Below are 19325 nucleotides of genomic sequence, written 5' to 3' on the forward strand. Positions count from 1 at the left end.
CTAGTATTTCGCACTAAATTGTTCTAAATTCGTTTTCAGAAAAAAAGAGTAATAATCTCCCAATTTTCAGTTTGCAAAGATACGTAATAACTTTAAGAATTTAAATGCCTCTTTACAAAATAATAACAGTAGACCAGGGTACTAACATATTGATTTGGAAGATAGAAGAGTCTTACGAGGATCTTTGTAAAGACATAGATTTAACTTCACATTGTAAGGATAGAGTATCCAATATGAAATCTGACATACATCGTAGAGGTTTTATGAGTGTAAGGCATCTTTTGGCAATACAAGGGTATACAGATCATGATTTATATTATGACGAAGCTGGAAAGCCTCATCTTAAAGATGGTAAACAGATTTCAATTTCTCATTCTTTTATATTTGCGACAATAATAATAAGCGACCGACCCGTTGGTATAGATATAGAAAAGCAGCGAGAAAAGATTCGTAAAATTGCACATAAGTTTATCAATACAGGAGAAGAAACATATTTAGAAGATCAGAAACTTGATAAAACAAGAGCCTTGACTATAATTTGGGGAGCAAAAGAATCCTTATATAAACTTTATGCGACTGCAGGATTAAGCTTTGAGCAACATATCTATATTCCTGCCTTTACAATGGATCATCCGTTTCTTTTTGGAGTGATAAACTATAATCAAGAAATTACGCATTACGATTTAACTTATATGGAGTTTGAAGGTTTTACCTGTGTATATGCTTTACCTTCGATCTAATATCTTTACCTTAGTAATTCTAAAAATAGAAAATGTAATTATACTTTCATGCAAATATCCGTAGAACTCACTCTTACCCCGCTTCAGGATGATTTTGAAGAACATATTATTCGATTTATAAAGAAATTAAGAGCTTCAAAATTTACAATTTTAGAAAATCCATTAAGTACCCAGGTTTATGGAGATTATGATAAATTAATGCCTTTTTTAACCGAAGAAATTAAAAAAGCATTTAATGATATGGAGCATGTTTTGGTACATATGAAAATTGTAAAAAGCAATAGAAGTGATTATGACCCAAATTTTTGATTTTTTCTTCGGGCAGTATGCCGAATATTCAACGCTTGATATTTCATTAGAAATTACTGCTGTTTTTTTTGGAATAGCCAGCGTCTATTTTGCTTGGTTGAATAGAATTTGGGTATATCCAACAGGGATCATTAGTACGGCAATTTATGTGTATTTACTTTTGAAATGGTCACTATTAGGAGATATGATGATTAATGCATATTACTTTATTATGAGTATATATGGATGGTACATTTGGACGCGTAAGATTGATGAAACTCATGTAACTCCAATTTCTAGAACGACCTCAATAGAAAAACTGGTGCAAGTTTTAATCTTTATCGGGACTCTTATTTTTGTATACGTGGTTTATATAGCATTTGATAAGTGGAATGATTGGACTGCTTATGTGGATACATTAACTACAGCAATATTTTTTGTTGGAATGTGGCTAATGGCACGAAGAAAAATAGAAAATTGGATTTTTTGGATATTAGGCGATATTATCTCAGTACCGTTATATTTTTATAAGGGATTTACATTTTCTAGTTTTCAATACATGATTTTTACAATTATGGCAATTTTTGGATATCTAGCATGGAAGAAAAGCTTAAACAACAACCTAGTAACTGCATAAAAGTAGTATTGTTTGGTCCAGAATCTACTGGAAAAACCACCTTGTCTAAGCAATTGGCCGAGCATTATAATACACAATGGGTACCCGAATACATGCGTGAATATCTTCAAAAAAAATGGGATCAGAGTAAAGAAACTTGTACTTATGAAGATTTACTTCCTATAGCTAAAGGTCAGATGAAATTAGAAAATGAAATGACCCTTAAAGCTAATAAATTGTTGTTTAGTGATACTAATTTACTAGAACTGAAAGTGTATTCAGAAGTATATTATAATGAATCGGTGCCAGAAGAATTAAATAAATTTTCATTAGAAAATCATTATGATTTGTATCTTTTAACTTATATTGATACTCCTTGGATCCCTGATGATCTAAGAGATAAACCCGAAGAAAGAGAAAAAATGTTTTCGCGATTTAAAGAATCGCTTGAAAAATATAAACTTCCTTATGCGGTTATAAAAGGAGATAAAGTATCGCGTTTAAAACAAGCAGTTACAATTATTGATCAATTAATAATAAAACGAAAAAGTGAACATAACAGATAAAGACATTAAATTAATTAAATCCAAAGGGTTAACAGTTGATAAAGTTCTATCTCAAATAGAAACCTTTAAAAATGAAATTCCTTTTGTTGCTTTGAGAAGTGCAGCTACTCTGGATAACGGTATTCTCAAGTTTTCTGAACACTATCAAACAGAATTAGCCAAATTGTACGATTCTAGATTATCCGATCTTGAAACAATAAAGTTTGTTCCAGCATCAGGAGCGGCAACACGCATGTTTAAAGATTTATTTAAGTTTTTGGATAATTATGATTGCGAAAAAGAAAGCCTAAATTCTTATACGAACCATGAAAAAGCAAATGCAATTCGTCTTTTTTTAATTGGATTAGAAAAATTTCCATTCTATAACATCGTAATGGAAAAAGTAAAGAAAGCGTACCCTAAATTTGAATCCTTATCAGAAGGTAGACAGCTATATATTTTTGTTGAAATGATGCTAAAAGAAAAAGGGCTAAATTATGGAGGGTTTCCTAAAGGGTTGCTTCCTTTTCATAAATATACCAATAGTATTGCCACATCATTTGAAGAGCACCTTTATGAAGCTGCTGGGTATAATACTAATGATAAAGGAGAGTCTGAATTACATTTTACAATCTCTAAAGAGCATTTAAAAGGCTTTAAAGGAGAGTTTGAAAGAATTAAGAAAAAAGTAGAAGAAAAAACTAACACTAATTTCACAATTACGTATTCTTTTCAAAAACCTGAAACAGATACTATAGCAGTTACTAAAGATAACGAGCCTTTTAGAAAAGAAGATGGTTCGCTGGTATTTAGACCAGGAGGTCATGGTGCTTTAATTGAAAACCTTGATGACTTGGATGCCGATATCATATATATAAAAAATATAGATAATGTTGTGGTTCGTAAATATCAAGATGAGGTTTCTGGCTATAAAAAAGTATTAGCAGGCAAATTAATAGAGATACAAGATGAGGTGTTTAGAATATTAAACGCACTTGATGAAAAAAAACCAACCGATGCTGAACTTAAGGATATTAAGAAATTCTTGGTACAACAACTAAATGTAAGATTACCTTTGGATTTTGATAAATTTTCTGATAAATATACACTGCAATTTTTGAGAGCATCTTTAAATCGGCCAATTCGTGTTTGTGGTATGGTTATTAATGAAGGAGAACCGGGCGGCGGGCCGTTTTGGATAAAACGAGAAAATGGAAGGTTGGTGCTTCAAATCATAGAGACTCCACAAATAAATAAAAGAGATCGTAGACAACAGGAAATTTTGGAGAGCGCAACACATTTTAATCCGGTAGATTTAATTTGTGGAGTGCGCGATTATCATGGTAACAAATTTAATTTATTAGAATTTGTTGATCCTGAAGCAGGGTTTATAACGCAAAAAACCATGAATGGTAAAATTCTAAAGGCTCTTGAACTACCCGGTTTATGGAATGGAGCTATGGCAAATTGGATTAGTGTTTTTGTAGAAGTTCCTTTAACCACTTTTAACCCAGTAAAGACGGTTAATGATTTGTTGAAGTCAGCCCATCAGGTAAAGCTTTTTTCGTGAACACTTCTGTCATCATTAATGAGTTAAAATTTAAAGCTATTAGAAGCTCTGGATCTGGGGGGCAACATGTCAATAAAGTATCATCCAAGGTTGAACTTAGTTTTGATATTACAAGTTCTAAAGGACTCACAGAAGATGAAAAAGCAATTCTTGCTCGAAAACTATCTTCGAGACTTACAAAAACAGGAACGCTTTTGCTGCAATGTGGCGATAGTAGAAGCCAACATAAAAATAAGGAATTGATCATTAAAAGGTTTTTAAATATCTTAAAAGCTAATCTGCATATACCCAAAAAAAGAAAGCTAACCAAACCCTCTAAGATTGCAATTAAAAAAAGATTAGAGAACAAACAAAAGCAGTCCATAAAAAAGGCAAATCGCAGAAAACCACCACTCTAAAACTGATTTCTCCATAGAAAAGTGTGTAATATTTCCACAGTTTTGTGGGTATTCCACGGTTTTTTGATTCCGTTTTATTGCGGAATAAAAACATAAATAACTGTATTTCAACAATTTAAATAATACTTCAGTTACATACCTTCTTTGGAACAATTATTACTATTAAGTAAGTGTAGAAATTATTTTACCAAATAACCCAATGAAAAAGTTACCAATGATAGTAGCGATTGTAGTAAGTATTTTTTCGGCTCAGGGTGTAGTAGCTCAAAATGAATTAGCTTATAATGATAATTTTGGATATGGAGATTATGAGTATGAGTTACAAGAATTTACAGAAATAAATATTGTAGAGCTTCCTATAGTAATTCAAGAGATTGCCGCAAAGGATTTTGAAGAATATAGAATTACAAAAGCATACATATCTAAAGATAATACATATAAGATTATCTTGAATGATAAAAATAATAATACGAAAGTTGTATTTGCAAGCGCTAATGGCGAATGGATAAAGCCAAACGACAATAAATCTTAAATCTAGGGGTAGAAAAAGGATATCGTTTTGCAACCAAGGACGATATAAAGTTGTTTAGTGCTAAAAAAGAGACTCACTCCCAAGGGTCTCTTTTTTTATGTTTTTATTCTAGCAAAGTGTTTTAAAATTGTAATTTTATAGCATAGCTTTTTTTAGGTACCAAATTAGTAGATATGTCTAAAATACTTATTGTTGAAGATGATGTAGCTTTTTGCACAATGCTAAAGACCTTTTTGCAAAAGAAGGACTATGAGGTTTTTACTGCATTTTCTGGTAATGAAGCTATTCCTCAAATTAAAGAAAATACATTTGATGTTGTACTGGCAGATGTTAGGTTGCCAGACACAGATGGTATCACATTATTAGATACGGTTCTCAAAAATAACCCGAATACCCAAGTAATAATTATGACTGGTTATGCAGAGATTAATATGGCAGTAAATGCTATTAAACAAGGGGCATTTGATTATGTTTCTAAGCCGTTTAATCCAGATACTATACTACATACAATAGAAAAAGCACTTAAGAAAGAGACTTCGAATACAATAAGTAAGAAAAAAACTGCAACAGCAACAGACAAGCAAAATGATACTAATAATTCCTTCGTAAAAGGAGTGAGTGACGCTTCTAAGAAACTAAATGAATATGTCGCTTTAGTAGCTCCAACACGTATGTCGGTATTGGTTATTGGAGATAGTGGAACAGGAAAAGAATATGTTGCAAGCAGTATCCATAAAGCAAGTAAAAGAGCTGATAAACCTTTTGTAGCTGTAGATTGTGGAGCAATCCCAAAAGAAATTGCTTCTAGTGAGTTTTTTGGACATATAAAAGGATCTTTTACAGGTGCGGTTAATGATAAAGTAGGACATTTTGAAGCTGCAAATGGTGGTACATTATTTCTGGATGAGATAGGGAACTTAAGTTACGAGCTTCAAGTTCAGTTATTAAGGGCGCTACAAGAAAGAAAAATTAAGCCTGTAGGAAGTAATAAAGAAATAGAAGTAGATATTAGAGTGATTGTGGCTACCAATGAAGATCTTAGTCATGCAGTTAAAGAAGGTGAGTTTAGAGAAGATTTATATCATAGACTTAATGAGTTTTCTATTAAGGTCCCTCCTTTAAGAGATAGGATTGAAGATTTAATGCTTTTTGCGAATCATTTTCTTGAAGAATCAAATATTGAACTAGAAAAACATGTAGTTGGATTTGCCGATGAGGTATTAGATGCATTTAAAAAGTATGACTGGCCCGGCAATCTAAGAGAATTAAAGAATATAGTAAAACGCTCCGTTCTTCTGTCGCAAATAGATATGATTACGCTAGATGTTTTACCTAATGATATTGCATATGCACCTCATAATGCTAAACAAACATATGGATTGTTTAAAAATCAAAACGAACAGGAGCTGATTTTGGATGCGTTAGAAAAGGCAAACGGAAACAAAGCAAAGGCTGCAAGAATGCTTTCAATTGATCGCAAAACATTATATAATAAATTAAAGCAATACGATATTAGTCTTTAATTTTCTACTTTAAGTTTGTCGATAAGAACTTCAATTTTAGTAATTCCATTTTTAGTTAGGTCTAATATAGATTCTTCATTTAGATCATATTGATCCGGGTGCTCTAATTTTTCGAGTATTGGGATTACTTCTTTTGCTTTTATTTGTTTGAACATAGGTAGCATTTTGTGTGCTATCCTTTTGATATGGGCTATATCTTGATTTTGAACATTATCTTTTAACTCTTTTAAATTATCAATAGTGCTATCATAAAAAGTATCCAAAATGGCATATAAAGAATCAGAATCACCATGTGCAAAAAGCATCAGGTCGTTTAAAGAATATTCCTCGTTTAGGGTATCATTTATAGAGGTCTCTTCATATTCAATAATATCAACTTTAAGAATTTCTGCAATAAGATCTATTAATTCCTTTGGAGCATATGGTTTGCGTAGACTACCTGCAAAACCCGCTTCTTGATATTCTAAGAATGACGTATCTGTTCGGCCAGATAGTGCAATAACCGGTAATTTGGTTTGATCGGTTTCCTTTTTAATGGCCTCTAAAAGCTCAAAACCATCCATCTTAGGCATTTGAATATCTGTTAAAATGAGATCATAAGTATTTGCTTGTATTAAAGAAAAAGCGTCAACACCATTTTCACAAACGTCATAAGACAATCCAGCAAGTGAAGCCACTTCACTAGTTAATGACAGTTGACTCGGATCATCATCTACAATTAGAACTTTTTTATTGAAAAAATTCTGAATCTCAGAAATTTCATTTTCCTCTTCTGGAGCTAACAAATGTGAAAGCTTAATAGGAATATAGAATATAAACTCACTTCCTTTATCAAGTTCACTTGTCAAGGTAATTTTTCCATTAAGAAGCTTAATTATTTTTTTAGTAATAGCCAATCCAAGACCAAAACCTCCATATCTTTTTTCGGTATCATCATCGCCTTGAGAGAACTCCTCAAATATATGACGTTGTTGGTCTTTGGTAATACCAATACCTGTATCCTTAACAGATATTACTAATTGCTTTTCTGACAATCCATTTTCAATAATTTTACTTTCAATGACTATCGACCCTTCATTAGTAAATTTGTATGCATTATTGACCAGGTTGGTTAATATTTGTTTAATTCTGAAAGGATCACTTAAGTATTGCTTTTTTAGTTGATCATCAGTAATAATCTGTATGTCAAGATTTTTTTTATCATTTATAGGAATTACACTTGAAATCGTATTTTCGATTAATTTTTTTGGAGAAAAAGGAAGCTCCTCAATGACCATCTTTCCAGCTTCAAGTTTGGATAAATCCAGAAGATCGTTTACCAGATGAAGAATATAATCTGATGACTTTTTTAAATGTCCTAGGTAGTGTTTTTGTTTAGTGTTTAGTCCGGTTCTTTCTAATAAATCAGAATACCCTATTACCGTATTTAATGGTGAGCGTAGATCATGTGTAACAGTATTGATTAATGACTCTCTGGTATTTAATAGAGATTCTGTATATGTTTTTTCGGCTTCAAGTTCGTTACGGTATTTCTGACTTTTAGAGACATCTTTAGTAATTAGATATAGAAATATAATAGCAATCAAAAGACTAATGGCTGCTATAACTACAATGATATTCGATGTTTTGTTGAGTACTTGATTAGAAGCCTCTAACCGCTTGTAATATTGATTTCTTTCATTTAATTCTATAGCGGCCAGTAAATCTCTTAACTGTTTGGTTATAATTTGATCATTTTTGAGAAGATTGTTTTCTTTGATAGATATTTCTCGTTTATACCTTTTGTCTTTTTGTTCTAATTCAGCAAGTACTTGTTTAACAGAGCTGGCCAAAGAATCTACTGTTTGATTCGTTAAACGTTTGGCGTTATCCTTCTTAGTGTATTCTAAAATGTCAATTAAAGCTCTTTTGGTACGAGGATCGTAGTTTTTGAATCTTATGTCATAGTTTTCGTATCCTCCGAAACTTTTATTTACTTTTTTTAGTTCATTGATTGCAGTTTCATAGAGTCCTTTTTGTTTTCGTTGTTCATAAATTTTTATGAGCTCTTCGAGGTTTTTATTTTTGCTATCAATAAGATATTTGATACTATCTATTTTCTTTGTTTGTAAAGTGTCATCAGATATTTCAGATACCTTATTGATTGTTTTTAGTATCGTATCAATTTTCGTTTTATAAATATCAAACTTGCTTACATCAGAGGTTTGAATAATATTTCTAGTTAAACTCTCTGCCTCATATAATCCAGTTATTGTTTCGCCTACCAAAAAGAGTTTCTCGTTGTTTTGACTTTTAATTTCGGTAATCTGAGTATAGTTATTTAATTGGCGATAAATTACCCAAAAGGCAGTTACAGCAAGTAAACCTGCAACCAGGTATCCTGCAATGATCTTAAACGTAACTGATCTTTTTGTGTTTTTCATATAATTAATTCAAGTACTATCATAACTAAAAATACCTGAAAGCATTGTTTTTTATGTATAATAAAGTTACAATAAATCAATAAAACATAGTATTTTTGCCCCAAAATCTCAAAGGGGTGCTTTAGATTAGGTCTTAGAATTGAGATTTTGGGTATGAGGGTTAAAAATTGACTCCTCAATACTAAAATCTCAATTCTAAGACCTAAACAAGGCTGAGATCATACCCGATGAACCTGGGCAGGTAATGCTGCCAAGGGACGACGGAGCTAAAAAAGAAACAATATCTTTTTTGCGACGGGCGAGATAGTGAGACGGAAAACAAAATACATGATTAACCTTGTACTCCAGAAACACTATTGAACGCCAAATACATCAAATTAATATAATAGTAGAGTAATTACCCCTTTTATTCGTAATAAATCATTTACGAATGAAAAATGTAATGTTTTTTCTTATACTTTTTTCTTTGAGTATAAGTGTGTTGGGTCAAGAACAACAAAAAGATTCGATCTCTAACGAGGTTGAAAAATTGGATGAGGTGTTAGTTAAATCTGTTCGAGTTAGTGCAGATTCTCCTATTACACATTCTAATGTTTCCAAAGAAGAATTGGCAGAACGTAATCTGGGGCAGGATATTCCAATTTTATTAAATTACTTACCAGGAGTAGTGACCACAACAGACGCAGGTACAGGGATTGGATATACTTATATTCGAGTACGTGGAAGTGATGCATCTAGAGTCAATGTAACTTTAAATGGAATACCCTTTAATGATGCCGAGAGTCAGGGTACTTTTTGGGTCAATTTACCAGATTTTGCATCTTCAATAGAAAATCTTCAGTTGCAGCGTGGTGTTGGAACTTCTACTAATGGATCGGGAGCATTTGGAGCTAGTTTAAATCTATTAACAGATGCAGTTTCCAAAACGGCTAATGCTGAAATTTCAAATTCCTTTGGATCTTTCAATACCCGAAGACATAATGTAAAATTTAGTACCGGATTGTTAAATGATCATGTAGAGGTAGCAGGGCGATTGTCTGCAATAGCATCAGATGGGTATATTGATCGAGGATCATCTGACCTTAAATCATACTTTTTACAAGGATCTTACATCGCAGATAATACCCTGATAAAAGCAGTCACTTTTGGAGGCCATGAGATCACATACCAATCCTGGTTTGGTATCGATAAAGAAACATTAGAAACCAATCGCACTTTTAACCCGGCGGGGCAGTACACCGATGAAAACGGAAATACACGTTTCCATGATAATGAAGTAGATGATTACAAACAAGATCATTATCAATTACACTGGAACCAAAGGTATGACAACAATTGGTCAACAAATTTAGGCCTTAATTATACCTATGGTAGAGGATTCTTTGAGCAATATAAAGAAGATGAGGATTTTGCAGATTACGATTTTACCCCAATTATTACTGTTGGAGATACTATTAATACTACTGATCTAATTCGTAGAAGATGGTTGGATAATGATTTCTATGTAGTAAATGCAACGGCTAATTATAAAAACGGCAACATTGATTTAGATTTTGGGGCTTTCTATAGCCACTATGATGGTGATCATTTTGGCGAGGTAATTTGGGCTCAAAATGCTGGAGGATCAGAAATAGGAGATCGATATTACTTCGGAAATGGAGAAAAGAACGAATTTACCGTTTTTGGAAAGACAACATATAGAGTAAATGATAAATGGAGTGCATTTTTAGATCTTCAAGGAAGATTTGTGGGATACAAGACCACGGGGGATACTTCAGATCGAATTCCATTAGAAGTAGACGAAAACTATGATTTCTTTAATCCAAAACTAGGAGCAACCTACCAGTTTAATACATCAAGTCAATTATATGCATCTTATGCAAGGGCTAATAGAGAACCACGAAGAAGTGATTTTGAAAACGGGATCGACACAGCCGAAATATTGAACGATATAGAATTAGGGTGGCGTTTTTCAAAAAATAAGACTATCGTAAATGCTAACCTATATTATATGTGGTATAAAGATCAATTAGTATTAACAGGGGCTCTGGATGATGTTGGTGCACCTATACGAGCTACAAGCGGAGAAAGTTATCGCTTAGGGATCGAAATTGATGCCGATATTACACTTTTAGATAAATTTGTTGTAAAGCCTAATGTCGCTTTAAGCACGAATAAGAATAAAGATTTTGTAACCTCTAAAGATGGAAGCCTGGTTAATCTAGGGGACACAAATATTTCATATTCTCCTAATATTGTTGCTGGGAATATGTTTATTTATCAACCTATTAAAAACCTTCAATTGGGATTGTTGTCTAAGTTTGTTGGAGAACAATACATGGGTAATATCGATAGTGAAACCTCTAAATTAGATAGTTTTTTTATCAATGACCTTAATGTTGTGTATGAAATCAAAGATGTTTCTGTCTTTAAATCAATTGTACTTACAGGATTGGTAAATAATATTTTTGACTCAGAATATGTGTCTAATGGATATTTCTTCACTTTTGATGATGATTTTTCTAATCCAGGAACAATCACAACGGTTGAGGGTGCAGGGTTTTATCCTCAAGCAGGGATTAATTTCTTACTTGGAGCAACACTAAAATTTTAAGTAAAAAAAAGAGGTTAAATAGATGTTTAGCCTCTTTTTTATATTACTTTTATAGTATAAACTTTAGGGGTGTTTCCGCAATAGCGGAATCTGAGAAATACCCTTTGAACCTGATGCGGTTAGTACCGACGAAGGGAAAAGTTAATATCACATTATATATGTGATTTATCTTCTACAATTAGGTAAATAGGGTATTACCTAAAGTTTATAGTTTTTGTATTAATAAAAATAGATATGACTATAAACGTTAACAATCAATCACAATCCATTTCAGAAAATAGCTCGATATCAAACTTGTTAGAACAAATAAACATTGTGCCTAATGGAATCGCTATTGCTATTAATAATGAAATCATTACTAAAGAAAAATGGGATCAGACTATACTAAATAGTAATGATCAGGTTACCATTATTCAAGCTACGCAAGGGGGGTAATTAGAATACTTCCTCAATTAGGGTTGTCGAAATGATACCGGGATTTAAAAATTGAAGTTTTAGCTTGTTGAAGACTAGCGTTACATAAATATATAGAAGAAAATTACCATAAACTCAAACATACCAATGAAGAAAAAAGATACTGCACCACAAGGAAATGTGATTTCCACGACACCTTTCCCAAATTCGAAAAAAATCTATGTAAAAGGTACGATACATCCACAAATTAGTGTTGCCATGCGCGAGATATCGTTAGAAGATACTACCGATAGTTTTACAGGTAAGAAAACACCAAACCAACCAGTAACAGTGTATGATACTAGTGGTCCATATACAGATCCTTCAAAAGAGATTAATGTACACAATGGGATCCAAAGAATACGAGAGCAATGGATTTTAGATCGTGGCGATATTGAGGAATTAGATAGTTTTTCTTCAGAGTATTGTAACCAAAGATTACGGGATACCAGCCTGGATCATTTGCGATTTAACCATTTGCATAAACCAAAAAGAGCTAAGGCCGGAAAGAATGTTTCGCAAATGCATTATGCCAAACAAGGGATTATTACTCCCGAAATGGAATATGTTGCCATTCGGGAAAATCAAAAGATACAAGAAGCAAAACGTTTGTCAAAACAGCATCCCGGGCAAGATTTTGGAGCAAGCATACCTGATGTAATTACACCAGAGTTTGTTAGAGAAGAGGTTGCCAGAGGTAGAGCAGTGATTCCTTCAAATGTAAATCACCCAGAGGCAGAACCTATGATTTTAGGGCGTAATTTTTTAGTGAAAATCAATGCTAATATTGGAAATTCTGCCACAACTTCAAGCATCGAAGAAGAGGTAGAAAAAGCAGTATGGGCTTGTCGCTGGGGGGCAGATAATATTATGGATCTTTCTACAGGGCAAAACATTCACGAAACTCGTGAATGGATTATTCGTAACTCACCGGTACCTATTGGGACAGTACCTATATATCAAGCTTTAGAAAAAGTAAATGGTAAAGCCGAATATCTTACTTGGGAGATTTTTAGAGATACACTAATCGAGCAAGCAGAGCAAGGAGTAGATTATTTTACAATACATGCAGGTGTGCGATTAGCCTATGTGCCCATGACTGCAAAACGGATTACAGGTATCGTGTCCAGAGGAGGGTCAATTATGGCAAAATGGTGTTTAGCACATCATAAGGAAAGTTTCTTATATACGCACTTTGAAGAAATTTGCGAAATTATGAAATCGTATGATGTAGCCTTTTCTTTAGGAGATGGACTACGACCTGGTTGTATTGCCGATGCTAATGATGAAGCACAGTTTGCAGAATTAGAGACTCTGGGAGAATTAACCAAAATTGCTTGGAAACATGATGTACAAACGTTTATTGAAGGCCCTGGTCACGTACCGATGCACATGATCAAAGCCAACATGGATAAACAATTAGAAGCCTGTGGAGAAGCACCATTCTATACCTTAGGCCCATTAACAACAGATATCGCACCTGGGTATGATCATATTACTTCAGGAATTGGAGCTGCAATGATAGGGTGGTATGGTACCGCGATGTTATGCTATGTGACCCCCAAAGAACACCTTGGATTACCAAATAAAGAAGACGTGCGTATAGGAGTAATTACATATAAATTAGCTGCACATGCTGCAGATTTAGCAAAAGGACATCCAGGAGCGCAACATAGAGATGATGCATTAAGTAAAGCTCGTTTTGAGTTTAGATGGCAGGATCAATTTAACTTGGCTCTAGATCCCGAAAGAGCAAGAGAATATCACGATGAAACCTTGCCAGCAGAAGGTGCAAAAATTGCTCATTTCTGTAGTATGTGTGGACCAAAATTTTGCTCTATGAAAATTTCTCAAGAAGTTAGAGACTATGCTGCTAAAAAAGAGATGGATGATCAAAAAGCCTTAGCAACTGGAATGCAGGAAAAAGCAGAAGAGTTCAAAGAAAAAGGAAGCGAAGTATATTTATAAATTAAGATATCGGCTATAAGGGTATCAGTTATTCATGAAAGTTACCCAATCCATAACAAAATACCATAAAAATGTTAATAGTACTTACTTCAGAAAAGCCATTACAGGATGAAGCACAACAGATTAATAATCTGTTTGATGCAGGTTTAGAAATATTACACCTGCGCAAACCAACTTTTACTATCGATGGATATCGTTCGTTATTAAATCTAATAGAAATAAAATACCATAATCGTATTATGACCCATCAGTTTCCTGAGTTGACTCTAGAGTATACATTACGAGGGATTCATTTACAAGAACAAGCTCGATTAGATTTAGAAGATGCATTGGCAGTAACAACAAAAGTCTATAAAAATAAGGGGTTTTCAGTAAGTAGCTCTTTTCATTCTATAGAAGATATCAAGAACTGCCCGGTTGATTTTGATTATGTTTTGTTGAGCCCTGTTTTTGGATCAATTTCTAAATCAGGTTATGAAGGAAAAGAATTTGATGTTACAGCGCTTAAAGAAACTGTAATTGGCATGGGTGGTATCAACGAAAATACATTACAAGAAACATATAAACTCGGATTTAAAGGAGTCGGTGTATTAGGAGGAGTATGGAATACAAAAAACTCATTAACGAGTTTTTTAGAGATAAAACAGGCAAACGATCAAGTGATTAAAGCTAAAAATTAGCGTATGAAACCTCGGCCAAATGTACTAACTATTGCAGGTTTTGATCCATCTAGTGGAGCTGGACTCTCTGCAGATATTAAAACTTTAGAATCTTTAAAATGTTATGGATTGGCAGTTTGTACTGCAAATACGATTCAGAATGATATTGAGTTTAAGACCTGCAATTGGGCCGAAGTTGAGATAATCAAAAATCAGATTCAAATTCTGTTTGATAGGTTCGATATAGACTTTGTGAAAATTGGAATTATAGAGAATTGGAAGGTGCTTAATGAAATTATTGATTTTTTGATTTCTAGGAACGAAAACGTCAAAGTCGTTTTGGACCCTATATTAAGATCGAGTTCTAATTTTGACTTTCGTAATTCAAATGTTAGTTCGAGTGACCTCGATTTTAATCGGAATGGTATCGAGAACCAGTTTGATGAAATCTTAAATAAAATTTACTTACTCACTCCAAATTATCAAGAAATAGAGCAATTGTATACTGATAAAACTATAGTAGAAACTATTAAACATATTATTAGTAAAACCAATTTGTTTTTAAAAGGAGGGCATCGAGAAGAAGCCAAAGGAAAGGATGAATTATTTACGGTAACGAGAGAACATTTCAAATTAAACCCAAAAGGGAAGAATAGTTATGAAAAGCACGGAAGTGGTTGTGTGCTTTCGTCAGCTATTATAGCAAATTTGGCATTGGGATTTCCTCTTCTCAAAGCTTGTTATAGAGGGAAACGATATACTGAAAAATACTTGAGTTCAAATAAAACACTATTAGGGTATCATAAAATGTAGAAATGAAGAAGATGAAAGAAGTCAGTTTACAGTACATCTCTCAGGGAAAAACACCAGACGAACACCTAAAAAATATCGAAGAGGTTTGTAAATCTGGAGGGAAATGGATTCAGTTGAGGTTAAAAGACGTAGATATAGCAACATATCTGAATACCGCAGTACAATGTAGAAATATTTGTGATCACTATGAAGCGATTATGATTATAAACGATAATGTAGGGGTAGCCAAAGCCGCTATGGCAGATGGAGTGCATCTGGGATTAAATGATACGAATCCTTTAGAAGCACGTAAAATACTTGGAAATAACTTTATTATTGGAGGTACGGCAAATACTTTAGAAGATTGTAAACAACATATCGATTCTGGGGTAGATTATATAGGTTTAGGTCCATTTAGACATACCACTACAAAGAAAAAGTTAAGTCCAATATTGGGGCTCGATGGGTATCAAGAAATACTTTCAGAATTGCAGGATCAAAATCTAAAAATACCCATTGTTGGAATCGGTGGTATTACTGAGAATGATATATCAGATATAATTAAAACAGGAATACATGGTATTGCAGTTTCAGGAATGCTAACCGATAAGAAAGATTTAAAAGAAAAAATTAAAAACATAAAGAGTTATAGTTTAGGATAATGGATACACTAAAAATTGCAGATAAAGAATTCTCTTCAAGATTGTTTACAGGTACAGGAAAGTTTAGTTCTTCTCAAGTGATGAGAGATACATTGCTTACTTCAGAAAGTGAATTAATAACAGTAGCCCTAAAACGTGTTGATGTCCATAATGAGAATGATGATATATTGACCCATTTAGATCATCCAAGAATTAATTTATTGCCAAATACATCTGGTGTTCGTGATGCTAAGGAAGCCGTCTTTGCGGCTCAATTGGCAAGAGAAGCTTTAGAAACAAATTGGATAAAACTAGAGGTTCATCCAGATCCCAAATACTTATTACCTGATCCAATAGAAACTCTCAAAGCCGCAGAAAAGTTAGTGAAACTAGGGTTTGTAGTAATGCCCTATATCCATGCAGATCCTGTTTTATGTAAACGATTAGAAGAAGTTGGAGTACAATGTGTTATGCCATTAGGAGCACCTATCGGAAGTAATAAGGGATTAAAAACATTAGAGTTTTTAGAAATTATAATAGATCAAAGTAATGTCCCTGTTATTGTTGATGCCGGTATAGGTAGTCCTTCACATGCGGCAAATGCGATGGAGATTGGGGCAGATGCAGTGTTAGTAAATACAGCTATTGCAGTATCGCAACAGCCCGTTGCAATGGCAGAAGCGTTTAAAATGGCAGTTGAAGCAGGTAGATTAGCGTATAATGCAAAGTTAGCACCTGTAAAACAACATGCAGAGGCAAGTAGTCCGTTGACAAGTTTTTTAACACAAGGCTAAAAAAGGTAATGGGGTTTCAGGTCTCAGGTTTCAATGCATACTTAAAGTATAGAATTTGGATAATAATTATAAAAAATGAAATCCTTCAAAAACATATTTGATCAATATAATTGGGATGATACATTATCTAGTATTTTCTCTAAAACAGAAGACGATGTTGTTAGAGCATTGCATAAACCCAAAAGAAATCTTGAAGATTTTAAAGCGTTAATTTCTCCTGCTGCAAAACCATTTTTAGAGCAAATGGCAAGCTTAAGTAGTCAGATTACTAAAAAGCGATTTGGTAATACTATGCAAATGTATGCGCCAATGTATTTGAGTAATGAATGTCAAAATATTTGTACCTATTGTGGCTTTAGTATAACCAATAAAATTCCAAGAAGAACATTAACAAATCAAGAGATTTTAAAAGAGGTAGATTTCTTAAAATCAAAAGGATATGATCATATTCTACTGGTTACTGGTGAGGCCAATAAAACTGTTGGCACGGACTATATTAATAACGCAATACAACTCATACAATCAAAATTTGCAAATATAACCATAGAAGTGCAGCCACTGGATCAACCAGACTACGAAATATTAAAAGAAAGTGGTCTCTATGCTGTACTGGTATATCAAGAAACCTATCATAGACAAGAATATAAAAAGCATCATCCTAAAGGGAAAAAATCAAATTTTGATTATAGATTAGAAACTCCAGATAGATTGGGTCGCGCAGGAATTCATAAAATAGGATTGGGAGCTCTTTTTGGATTAGAAGATTGGCGGGCAGATAGCTTCTTTACGGCATTACATTTGCAATACCTGCAAAAAACTTATTGGAAAACAAAATATTCAATCTCTTTCCCGAGATTAAGACCTCACAGTGGAGGATTAGAACCAAAGGTAGCCATGACAGACTCAGATTTGGTACAACTAATTTGTGCTTACAGATTATTGGATGAAGATGTAGAACTATCTATTTCTACCAGAGAAAGCGAAGTGTTTAGAGAGCATATTATTAATTTAGGAATTACTTCAATTAGTGCAGAATCCAAAACAAATCCAGGTGGATATGTTGTAGAACCACAATCCCTGGAACAGTTCGAAATTTCTGACGAACGATCTACAGAAGAGATAGTGAAAATGTTAAAAAATAAGGGTTTGGATGTAGTATGGAAAGATTGGGCTTACAATTGGCAATAAAACTTAATATAAAAAGATAAAAACAGTTTAATTAGTCACAAATATCGTATTCCCTTCTTTTATAGCTTTATAAGGTAAAAGGGGTCTTCCTCCTGTACCCTTAATTTGTTGACCCAATGAAGTAATTTCATATATATTTTCATTTCCATTGCAATTTGATGAAGCCCGTGAACCTTCAACCGTAAGATTTGAACAGGGAAGACTTGGGCTCAAATTAGGATCACTTAATTCATAAGCAAAAAACTGATCATTATTTTGATTATATATCACTACACCTTTTATTCCTCTTCCTTCAGTACGATCTTCAAAAATACCTCCTGGTACCCTCAGGTTAACATATTGAGGTAAATTAAGGTTAATACTAAAGTTTACATTTACCGGTGTTAGGTTCGGATTATTAGGATTATCATCATCACTCTTACAAGATGAAATCAGTAGAATTGAAAGTAAAAAAAAAGCCTTTTTCATAACATGAATATCTGTGACCAAATTACATAAATTTGTGGTCTTCCGTAAATTTTTTGTTATCTTTGGATAACTAATCCCATAGCTATGGGATTTTTTGTATTTATATAAACGATGAAGTTATGAGCAAAGTATCTTATTACAGTGCAGAGGGGCTAAAAAATTTAAGAGACGAACTAAACCAATTAAAGGATATAGAACGTCCGAAAGCTTCTCAGGCGATAGCAGAAGCAAGAGATAAAGGAGATTTAAGTGAAAATGCAGAATATGATGCTGCAAAAGAAGCCCAGGGGCTATTAGAAATGAGAATTTCTAAACTAGAAGAAACCCTTGCCAATGCCCGTTTAATAGATGAATCACAATTAGATACATCTAAAGTATTAATTCATTCTACGGTTAAGATTAAAAACCAAACCAATGGTGCCGAGATGACCTATAAATTGGTAGCACAAAGTGAAGCTGACCTAAAAACAGGGAAAATATCTGTAGATTCTCCAATTGGTAAAGGATTATTAGGTAAAAGTGTTGGCGAAATAGCCGAAATCCAAGTGCCTAATGGAGTTATGAAATTTGATGTCGTAGAAATTACCCGAGAATAAAAGAGTTAATTTTTTTACAATATATAAAAGCCTTTTTTGAATTTTCAAAAAAGGCTTTTATATGGTTTTCACTTACAGATAAATAGAGTATATTTCGAATTCATAAACCGACTAAAAATTAACATAATGCCTACCCTATTCACTAAAATTATTAATGGTGAAATCCCATCTTACAAAATAGCTGAAGATGAGGACTTCTATGCTTTTTTGGATATTAATCCTAATGCAAAAGGCCATACCCTATGTATTCCTAAAAAGGAAGAAGATAAAATATTTGATTTGGATGAAGATACATACTTAAAATTGATGAAGTTTTCTCGTAAAGTTGCAAAAGCTATTGAGAAAACGGTTCCCTGTAAACGTGTTGGAATTGCTGTAGTAGGTCTTGAAGTTCCACATGTGCATGTTCATTTAATTCCATTGAATAATATGAGTGAAATGACTTTCCAGCATAAAGTTTCGTTGTCTAAAGAAGAATTTGAAGCTTTGGCGTCCAAGATTCAGTCGAATTTATAAT

The 19325-nt window shown here is 33.2% G+C and carries 20 protein-coding genes and 1 riboswitch; of the genes, 18 read left to right on the top strand and 2 right to left on the bottom strand.

What is annotated here, in order from left to right; all coding sequences use genetic code 11:
* The first annotated feature begins 104 nt into the window (after nucleotides 1–104).
* The 8 genes from JJQ60_RS00290 (at nucleotide 105) to JJQ60_RS00325 (ending at nucleotide 6212) form a co-directional block, all read left to right on the top strand.
* Nucleotides 105–740 (top strand): 4'-phosphopantetheinyl transferase family protein, encoded by a 636-nt coding sequence (locus tag JJQ60_RS00290; protein ID WP_201915934.1) that lies wholly within the window; start codon nucleotides 105–107, stop codon nucleotides 738–740.
* A 48-nt stretch (nucleotides 741–788) separates the two neighbouring features.
* Nucleotides 789–1049, top strand: a complete 261-nt coding sequence (locus JJQ60_RS00295) for a thiamine-binding protein (RefSeq protein WP_201915935.1) — start codon at nucleotides 789–791, stop codon at nucleotides 1047–1049.
* Nucleotides 1033–1665, top strand: coding sequence for a nicotinamide riboside transporter PnuC (gene pnuC / locus JJQ60_RS00300; RefSeq protein ID WP_201915936.1), 633 nt, complete (start codon nucleotides 1033–1035; stop codon nucleotides 1663–1665). The genes JJQ60_RS00295 and pnuC overlap by 17 nt, the downstream gene beginning before the upstream one ends.
* A complete protein-coding gene (locus tag JJQ60_RS00305; protein ID WP_201915937.1) occupies nucleotides 1626–2210 on the top strand; it encodes an AAA family ATPase in 585 nt (194 codons plus the stop codon). Before pnuC ends, JJQ60_RS00305 begins: the two co-directional genes overlap by 40 nt.
* Nucleotides 2194–3759, top strand: a complete 1566-nt coding sequence (locus JJQ60_RS00310) for a DUF4301 family protein (protein ID WP_201915939.1) — start codon at nucleotides 2194–2196, stop codon at nucleotides 3757–3759. Before JJQ60_RS00305 ends, JJQ60_RS00310 begins: the two co-directional genes overlap by 17 nt.
* Nucleotides 3756–4157: an alternative ribosome rescue aminoacyl-tRNA hydrolase ArfB gene (arfB, locus tag JJQ60_RS00315; RefSeq protein ID WP_201915941.1), complete on the top strand. Its 402-nt coding sequence runs from the start codon at nucleotides 3756–3758 to the stop codon at nucleotides 4155–4157. The genes JJQ60_RS00310 and arfB overlap by 4 nt, the downstream gene beginning before the upstream one ends.
* 199 nt (nucleotides 4158–4356) lie before the next feature.
* The gene (locus JJQ60_RS00320) at nucleotides 4357–4689 is read left to right on the top strand and encodes a hypothetical protein (protein WP_201915943.1); all 333 of its coding nucleotides are present in this window, start codon (nucleotides 4357–4359) and stop codon (nucleotides 4687–4689) included.
* 173 nt (nucleotides 4690–4862) lie between these two features.
* On the top strand, nucleotides 4863–6212 hold the full coding sequence (locus JJQ60_RS00325; protein WP_201915944.1) for a sigma-54-dependent transcriptional regulator: 1350 nt from the start codon (nucleotides 4863–4865) through the stop codon (nucleotides 6210–6212).
* On the opposite strand, the gene JJQ60_RS00330 is transcribed toward JJQ60_RS00325, so the two are convergent.
* Nucleotides 6209–8635: a hybrid sensor histidine kinase/response regulator gene (locus tag JJQ60_RS00330; protein WP_201915945.1), complete on the bottom strand. Its 2427-nt coding sequence runs from the start codon at nucleotides 8633–8635 to the stop codon at nucleotides 6209–6211. The genes JJQ60_RS00325 and JJQ60_RS00330 overlap by 4 nt on opposite strands.
* 430 nt (nucleotides 8636–9065) lie before the next feature.
* Between JJQ60_RS00330 and JJQ60_RS00335 the strand changes: the two genes are divergently transcribed.
* The 8 genes from JJQ60_RS00335 to thiH all read left to right on the top strand — a co-directional run bounded on the left by JJQ60_RS00335 (nucleotide 9066) and on the right by thiH (nucleotide 17744).
* Nucleotides 9066–11249, top strand: coding sequence for a TonB-dependent receptor (locus JJQ60_RS00335; protein ID WP_201915946.1), 2184 nt, complete (start codon nucleotides 9066–9068; stop codon nucleotides 11247–11249).
* A 55-nt stretch (nucleotides 11250–11304) separates the two neighbouring features.
* Nucleotides 11305–11403: riboswitch (TPP riboswitch) on the top strand.
* Between the two features lie 80 nt (nucleotides 11404–11483).
* Nucleotides 11484–11684 carry a sulfur carrier protein ThiS gene (gene thiS, locus JJQ60_RS00340; RefSeq protein ID WP_201915947.1) on the top strand — a complete coding sequence of 67 codons (201 nt, stop codon included), beginning with the start codon at nucleotides 11484–11486 and terminating at the stop codon, nucleotides 11682–11684.
* A 126-nt stretch (nucleotides 11685–11810) separates the two neighbouring features.
* Complete coding sequence (thiC, locus tag JJQ60_RS00345) at nucleotides 11811–13670, top strand: phosphomethylpyrimidine synthase ThiC (protein WP_201915948.1); 1860 nt, start codon at nucleotides 11811–11813, stop codon at nucleotides 13668–13670.
* A 71-nt stretch (nucleotides 13671–13741) separates the two neighbouring features.
* Nucleotides 13742–14350: a thiamine phosphate synthase gene (locus JJQ60_RS00350; RefSeq protein ID WP_201915949.1), complete on the top strand. Its 609-nt coding sequence runs from the start codon at nucleotides 13742–13744 to the stop codon at nucleotides 14348–14350.
* 3 nt (nucleotides 14351–14353) lie between these two features.
* Nucleotides 14354–15142 (top strand): hydroxymethylpyrimidine/phosphomethylpyrimidine kinase, encoded by a 789-nt coding sequence (locus tag JJQ60_RS00355; RefSeq protein ID WP_201915950.1) that lies wholly within the window; start codon nucleotides 14354–14356, stop codon nucleotides 15140–15142.
* A 2-nt stretch (nucleotides 15143–15144) separates the two neighbouring features.
* Nucleotides 15145–15783, top strand: a complete 639-nt coding sequence (locus JJQ60_RS00360) for a thiamine phosphate synthase (protein ID WP_201915952.1) — start codon at nucleotides 15145–15147, stop codon at nucleotides 15781–15783.
* Nucleotides 15780–16556, top strand: coding sequence for a thiazole synthase (locus tag JJQ60_RS00365; protein ID WP_394369533.1), 777 nt, complete (start codon nucleotides 15780–15782; stop codon nucleotides 16554–16556). The genes JJQ60_RS00360 and JJQ60_RS00365 overlap by 4 nt, the downstream gene beginning before the upstream one ends.
* A 75-nt stretch (nucleotides 16557–16631) precedes the next feature.
* Nucleotides 16632–17744 (top strand): 2-iminoacetate synthase ThiH, encoded by a 1113-nt coding sequence (gene thiH / locus JJQ60_RS00370; RefSeq protein ID WP_201915954.1) that lies wholly within the window; start codon nucleotides 16632–16634, stop codon nucleotides 17742–17744.
* A 27-nt stretch (nucleotides 17745–17771) separates the two neighbouring features.
* On the opposite strand, the gene JJQ60_RS00375 is transcribed toward thiH, so the two are convergent.
* Nucleotides 17772–18212 carry a hypothetical protein gene (locus JJQ60_RS00375; protein WP_201915955.1) on the bottom strand — a complete coding sequence of 147 codons (441 nt, stop codon included), beginning with the start codon at nucleotides 18210–18212 and terminating at the stop codon, nucleotides 17772–17774.
* 119 nt (nucleotides 18213–18331) lie between these two features.
* Between JJQ60_RS00375 and greA the strand changes: the two genes are divergently transcribed.
* Together greA and JJQ60_RS00385 are read left to right on the top strand one after the other, a co-directional pair.
* On the top strand, nucleotides 18332–18808 hold the full coding sequence (gene greA, locus JJQ60_RS00380; RefSeq protein ID WP_201915956.1) for a transcription elongation factor GreA: 477 nt from the start codon (nucleotides 18332–18334) through the stop codon (nucleotides 18806–18808).
* Nucleotides 18809–18934: 126 nt separating this feature from the next.
* On the top strand, nucleotides 18935–19324 hold the full coding sequence (locus JJQ60_RS00385) for an HIT family protein (RefSeq protein WP_201915957.1): 390 nt from the start codon (nucleotides 18935–18937) through the stop codon (nucleotides 19322–19324).
* The last annotated feature ends 1 nt before the right edge of the window (nucleotide 19325 follow it).

It is taken from the genome of Aquimarina mytili, assembly GCF_016735115.1.
Classification (GTDB): domain Bacteria; phylum Bacteroidota; class Bacteroidia; order Flavobacteriales; family Flavobacteriaceae; genus Aquimarina; species Aquimarina mytili.

Excerpts from the sequence above, each read along its gene's own strand:
- JJQ60_RS00290 (WP_201915934.1), top strand. The coding sequence starts at position 105 with ATGCCTCTTTACAAAATAATAACAGTAGACCAGGGTACTAACATATTG.
- JJQ60_RS00295 (WP_201915935.1), top strand. The coding sequence starts at position 789 with ATGCAAATATCCGTAGAACTCACTCTTACCCCGCTTCAGGATGATTTT.
- pnuC (WP_201915936.1), top strand. The coding sequence starts at position 1,033 with ATGACCCAAATTTTTGATTTTTTCTTCGGGCAGTATGCCGAATATTCA.
- JJQ60_RS00305 (WP_201915937.1), top strand. The coding sequence starts at position 1,626 with ATGGAAGAAAAGCTTAAACAACAACCTAGTAACTGCATAAAAGTAGTA.
- JJQ60_RS00320 (WP_201915943.1), top strand. The coding sequence starts at position 4,357 with ATGAAAAAGTTACCAATGATAGTAGCGATTGTAGTAAGTATTTTTTCG.
- JJQ60_RS00325 (WP_201915944.1), top strand. The coding sequence starts at position 4,863 with ATGTCTAAAATACTTATTGTTGAAGATGATGTAGCTTTTTGCACAATG.
- JJQ60_RS00330 (WP_201915945.1), bottom strand. The coding sequence starts at position 8,635 with ATGAAAAACACAAAAAGATCAGTTACGTTTAAGATCATTGCAGGATAC.
- JJQ60_RS00335 (WP_201915946.1), top strand. The coding sequence starts at position 9,066 with ATGAAAAATGTAATGTTTTTTCTTATACTTTTTTCTTTGAGTATAAGT.
- thiS (WP_201915947.1), top strand. The coding sequence starts at position 11,484 with ATGACTATAAACGTTAACAATCAATCACAATCCATTTCAGAAAATAGC.
- thiC (WP_201915948.1), top strand. The coding sequence starts at position 11,811 with ATGAAGAAAAAAGATACTGCACCACAAGGAAATGTGATTTCCACGACA.
- JJQ60_RS00350 (WP_201915949.1), top strand. The coding sequence starts at position 13,742 with ATGTTAATAGTACTTACTTCAGAAAAGCCATTACAGGATGAAGCACAA.
- JJQ60_RS00355 (WP_201915950.1), top strand. The coding sequence starts at position 14,354 with ATGAAACCTCGGCCAAATGTACTAACTATTGCAGGTTTTGATCCATCT.
- JJQ60_RS00360 (WP_201915952.1), top strand. The coding sequence starts at position 15,145 with ATGAAGAAGATGAAAGAAGTCAGTTTACAGTACATCTCTCAGGGAAAA.
- thiH (WP_201915954.1), top strand. The coding sequence starts at position 16,632 with ATGAAATCCTTCAAAAACATATTTGATCAATATAATTGGGATGATACA.
- JJQ60_RS00375 (WP_201915955.1), bottom strand. The coding sequence starts at position 18,212 with ATGAAAAAGGCTTTTTTTTTACTTTCAATTCTACTGATTTCATCTTGT.
- greA (WP_201915956.1), top strand. The coding sequence starts at position 18,332 with ATGAGCAAAGTATCTTATTACAGTGCAGAGGGGCTAAAAAATTTAAGA.
- JJQ60_RS00385 (WP_201915957.1), top strand. The coding sequence starts at position 18,935 with ATGCCTACCCTATTCACTAAAATTATTAATGGTGAAATCCCATCTTAC.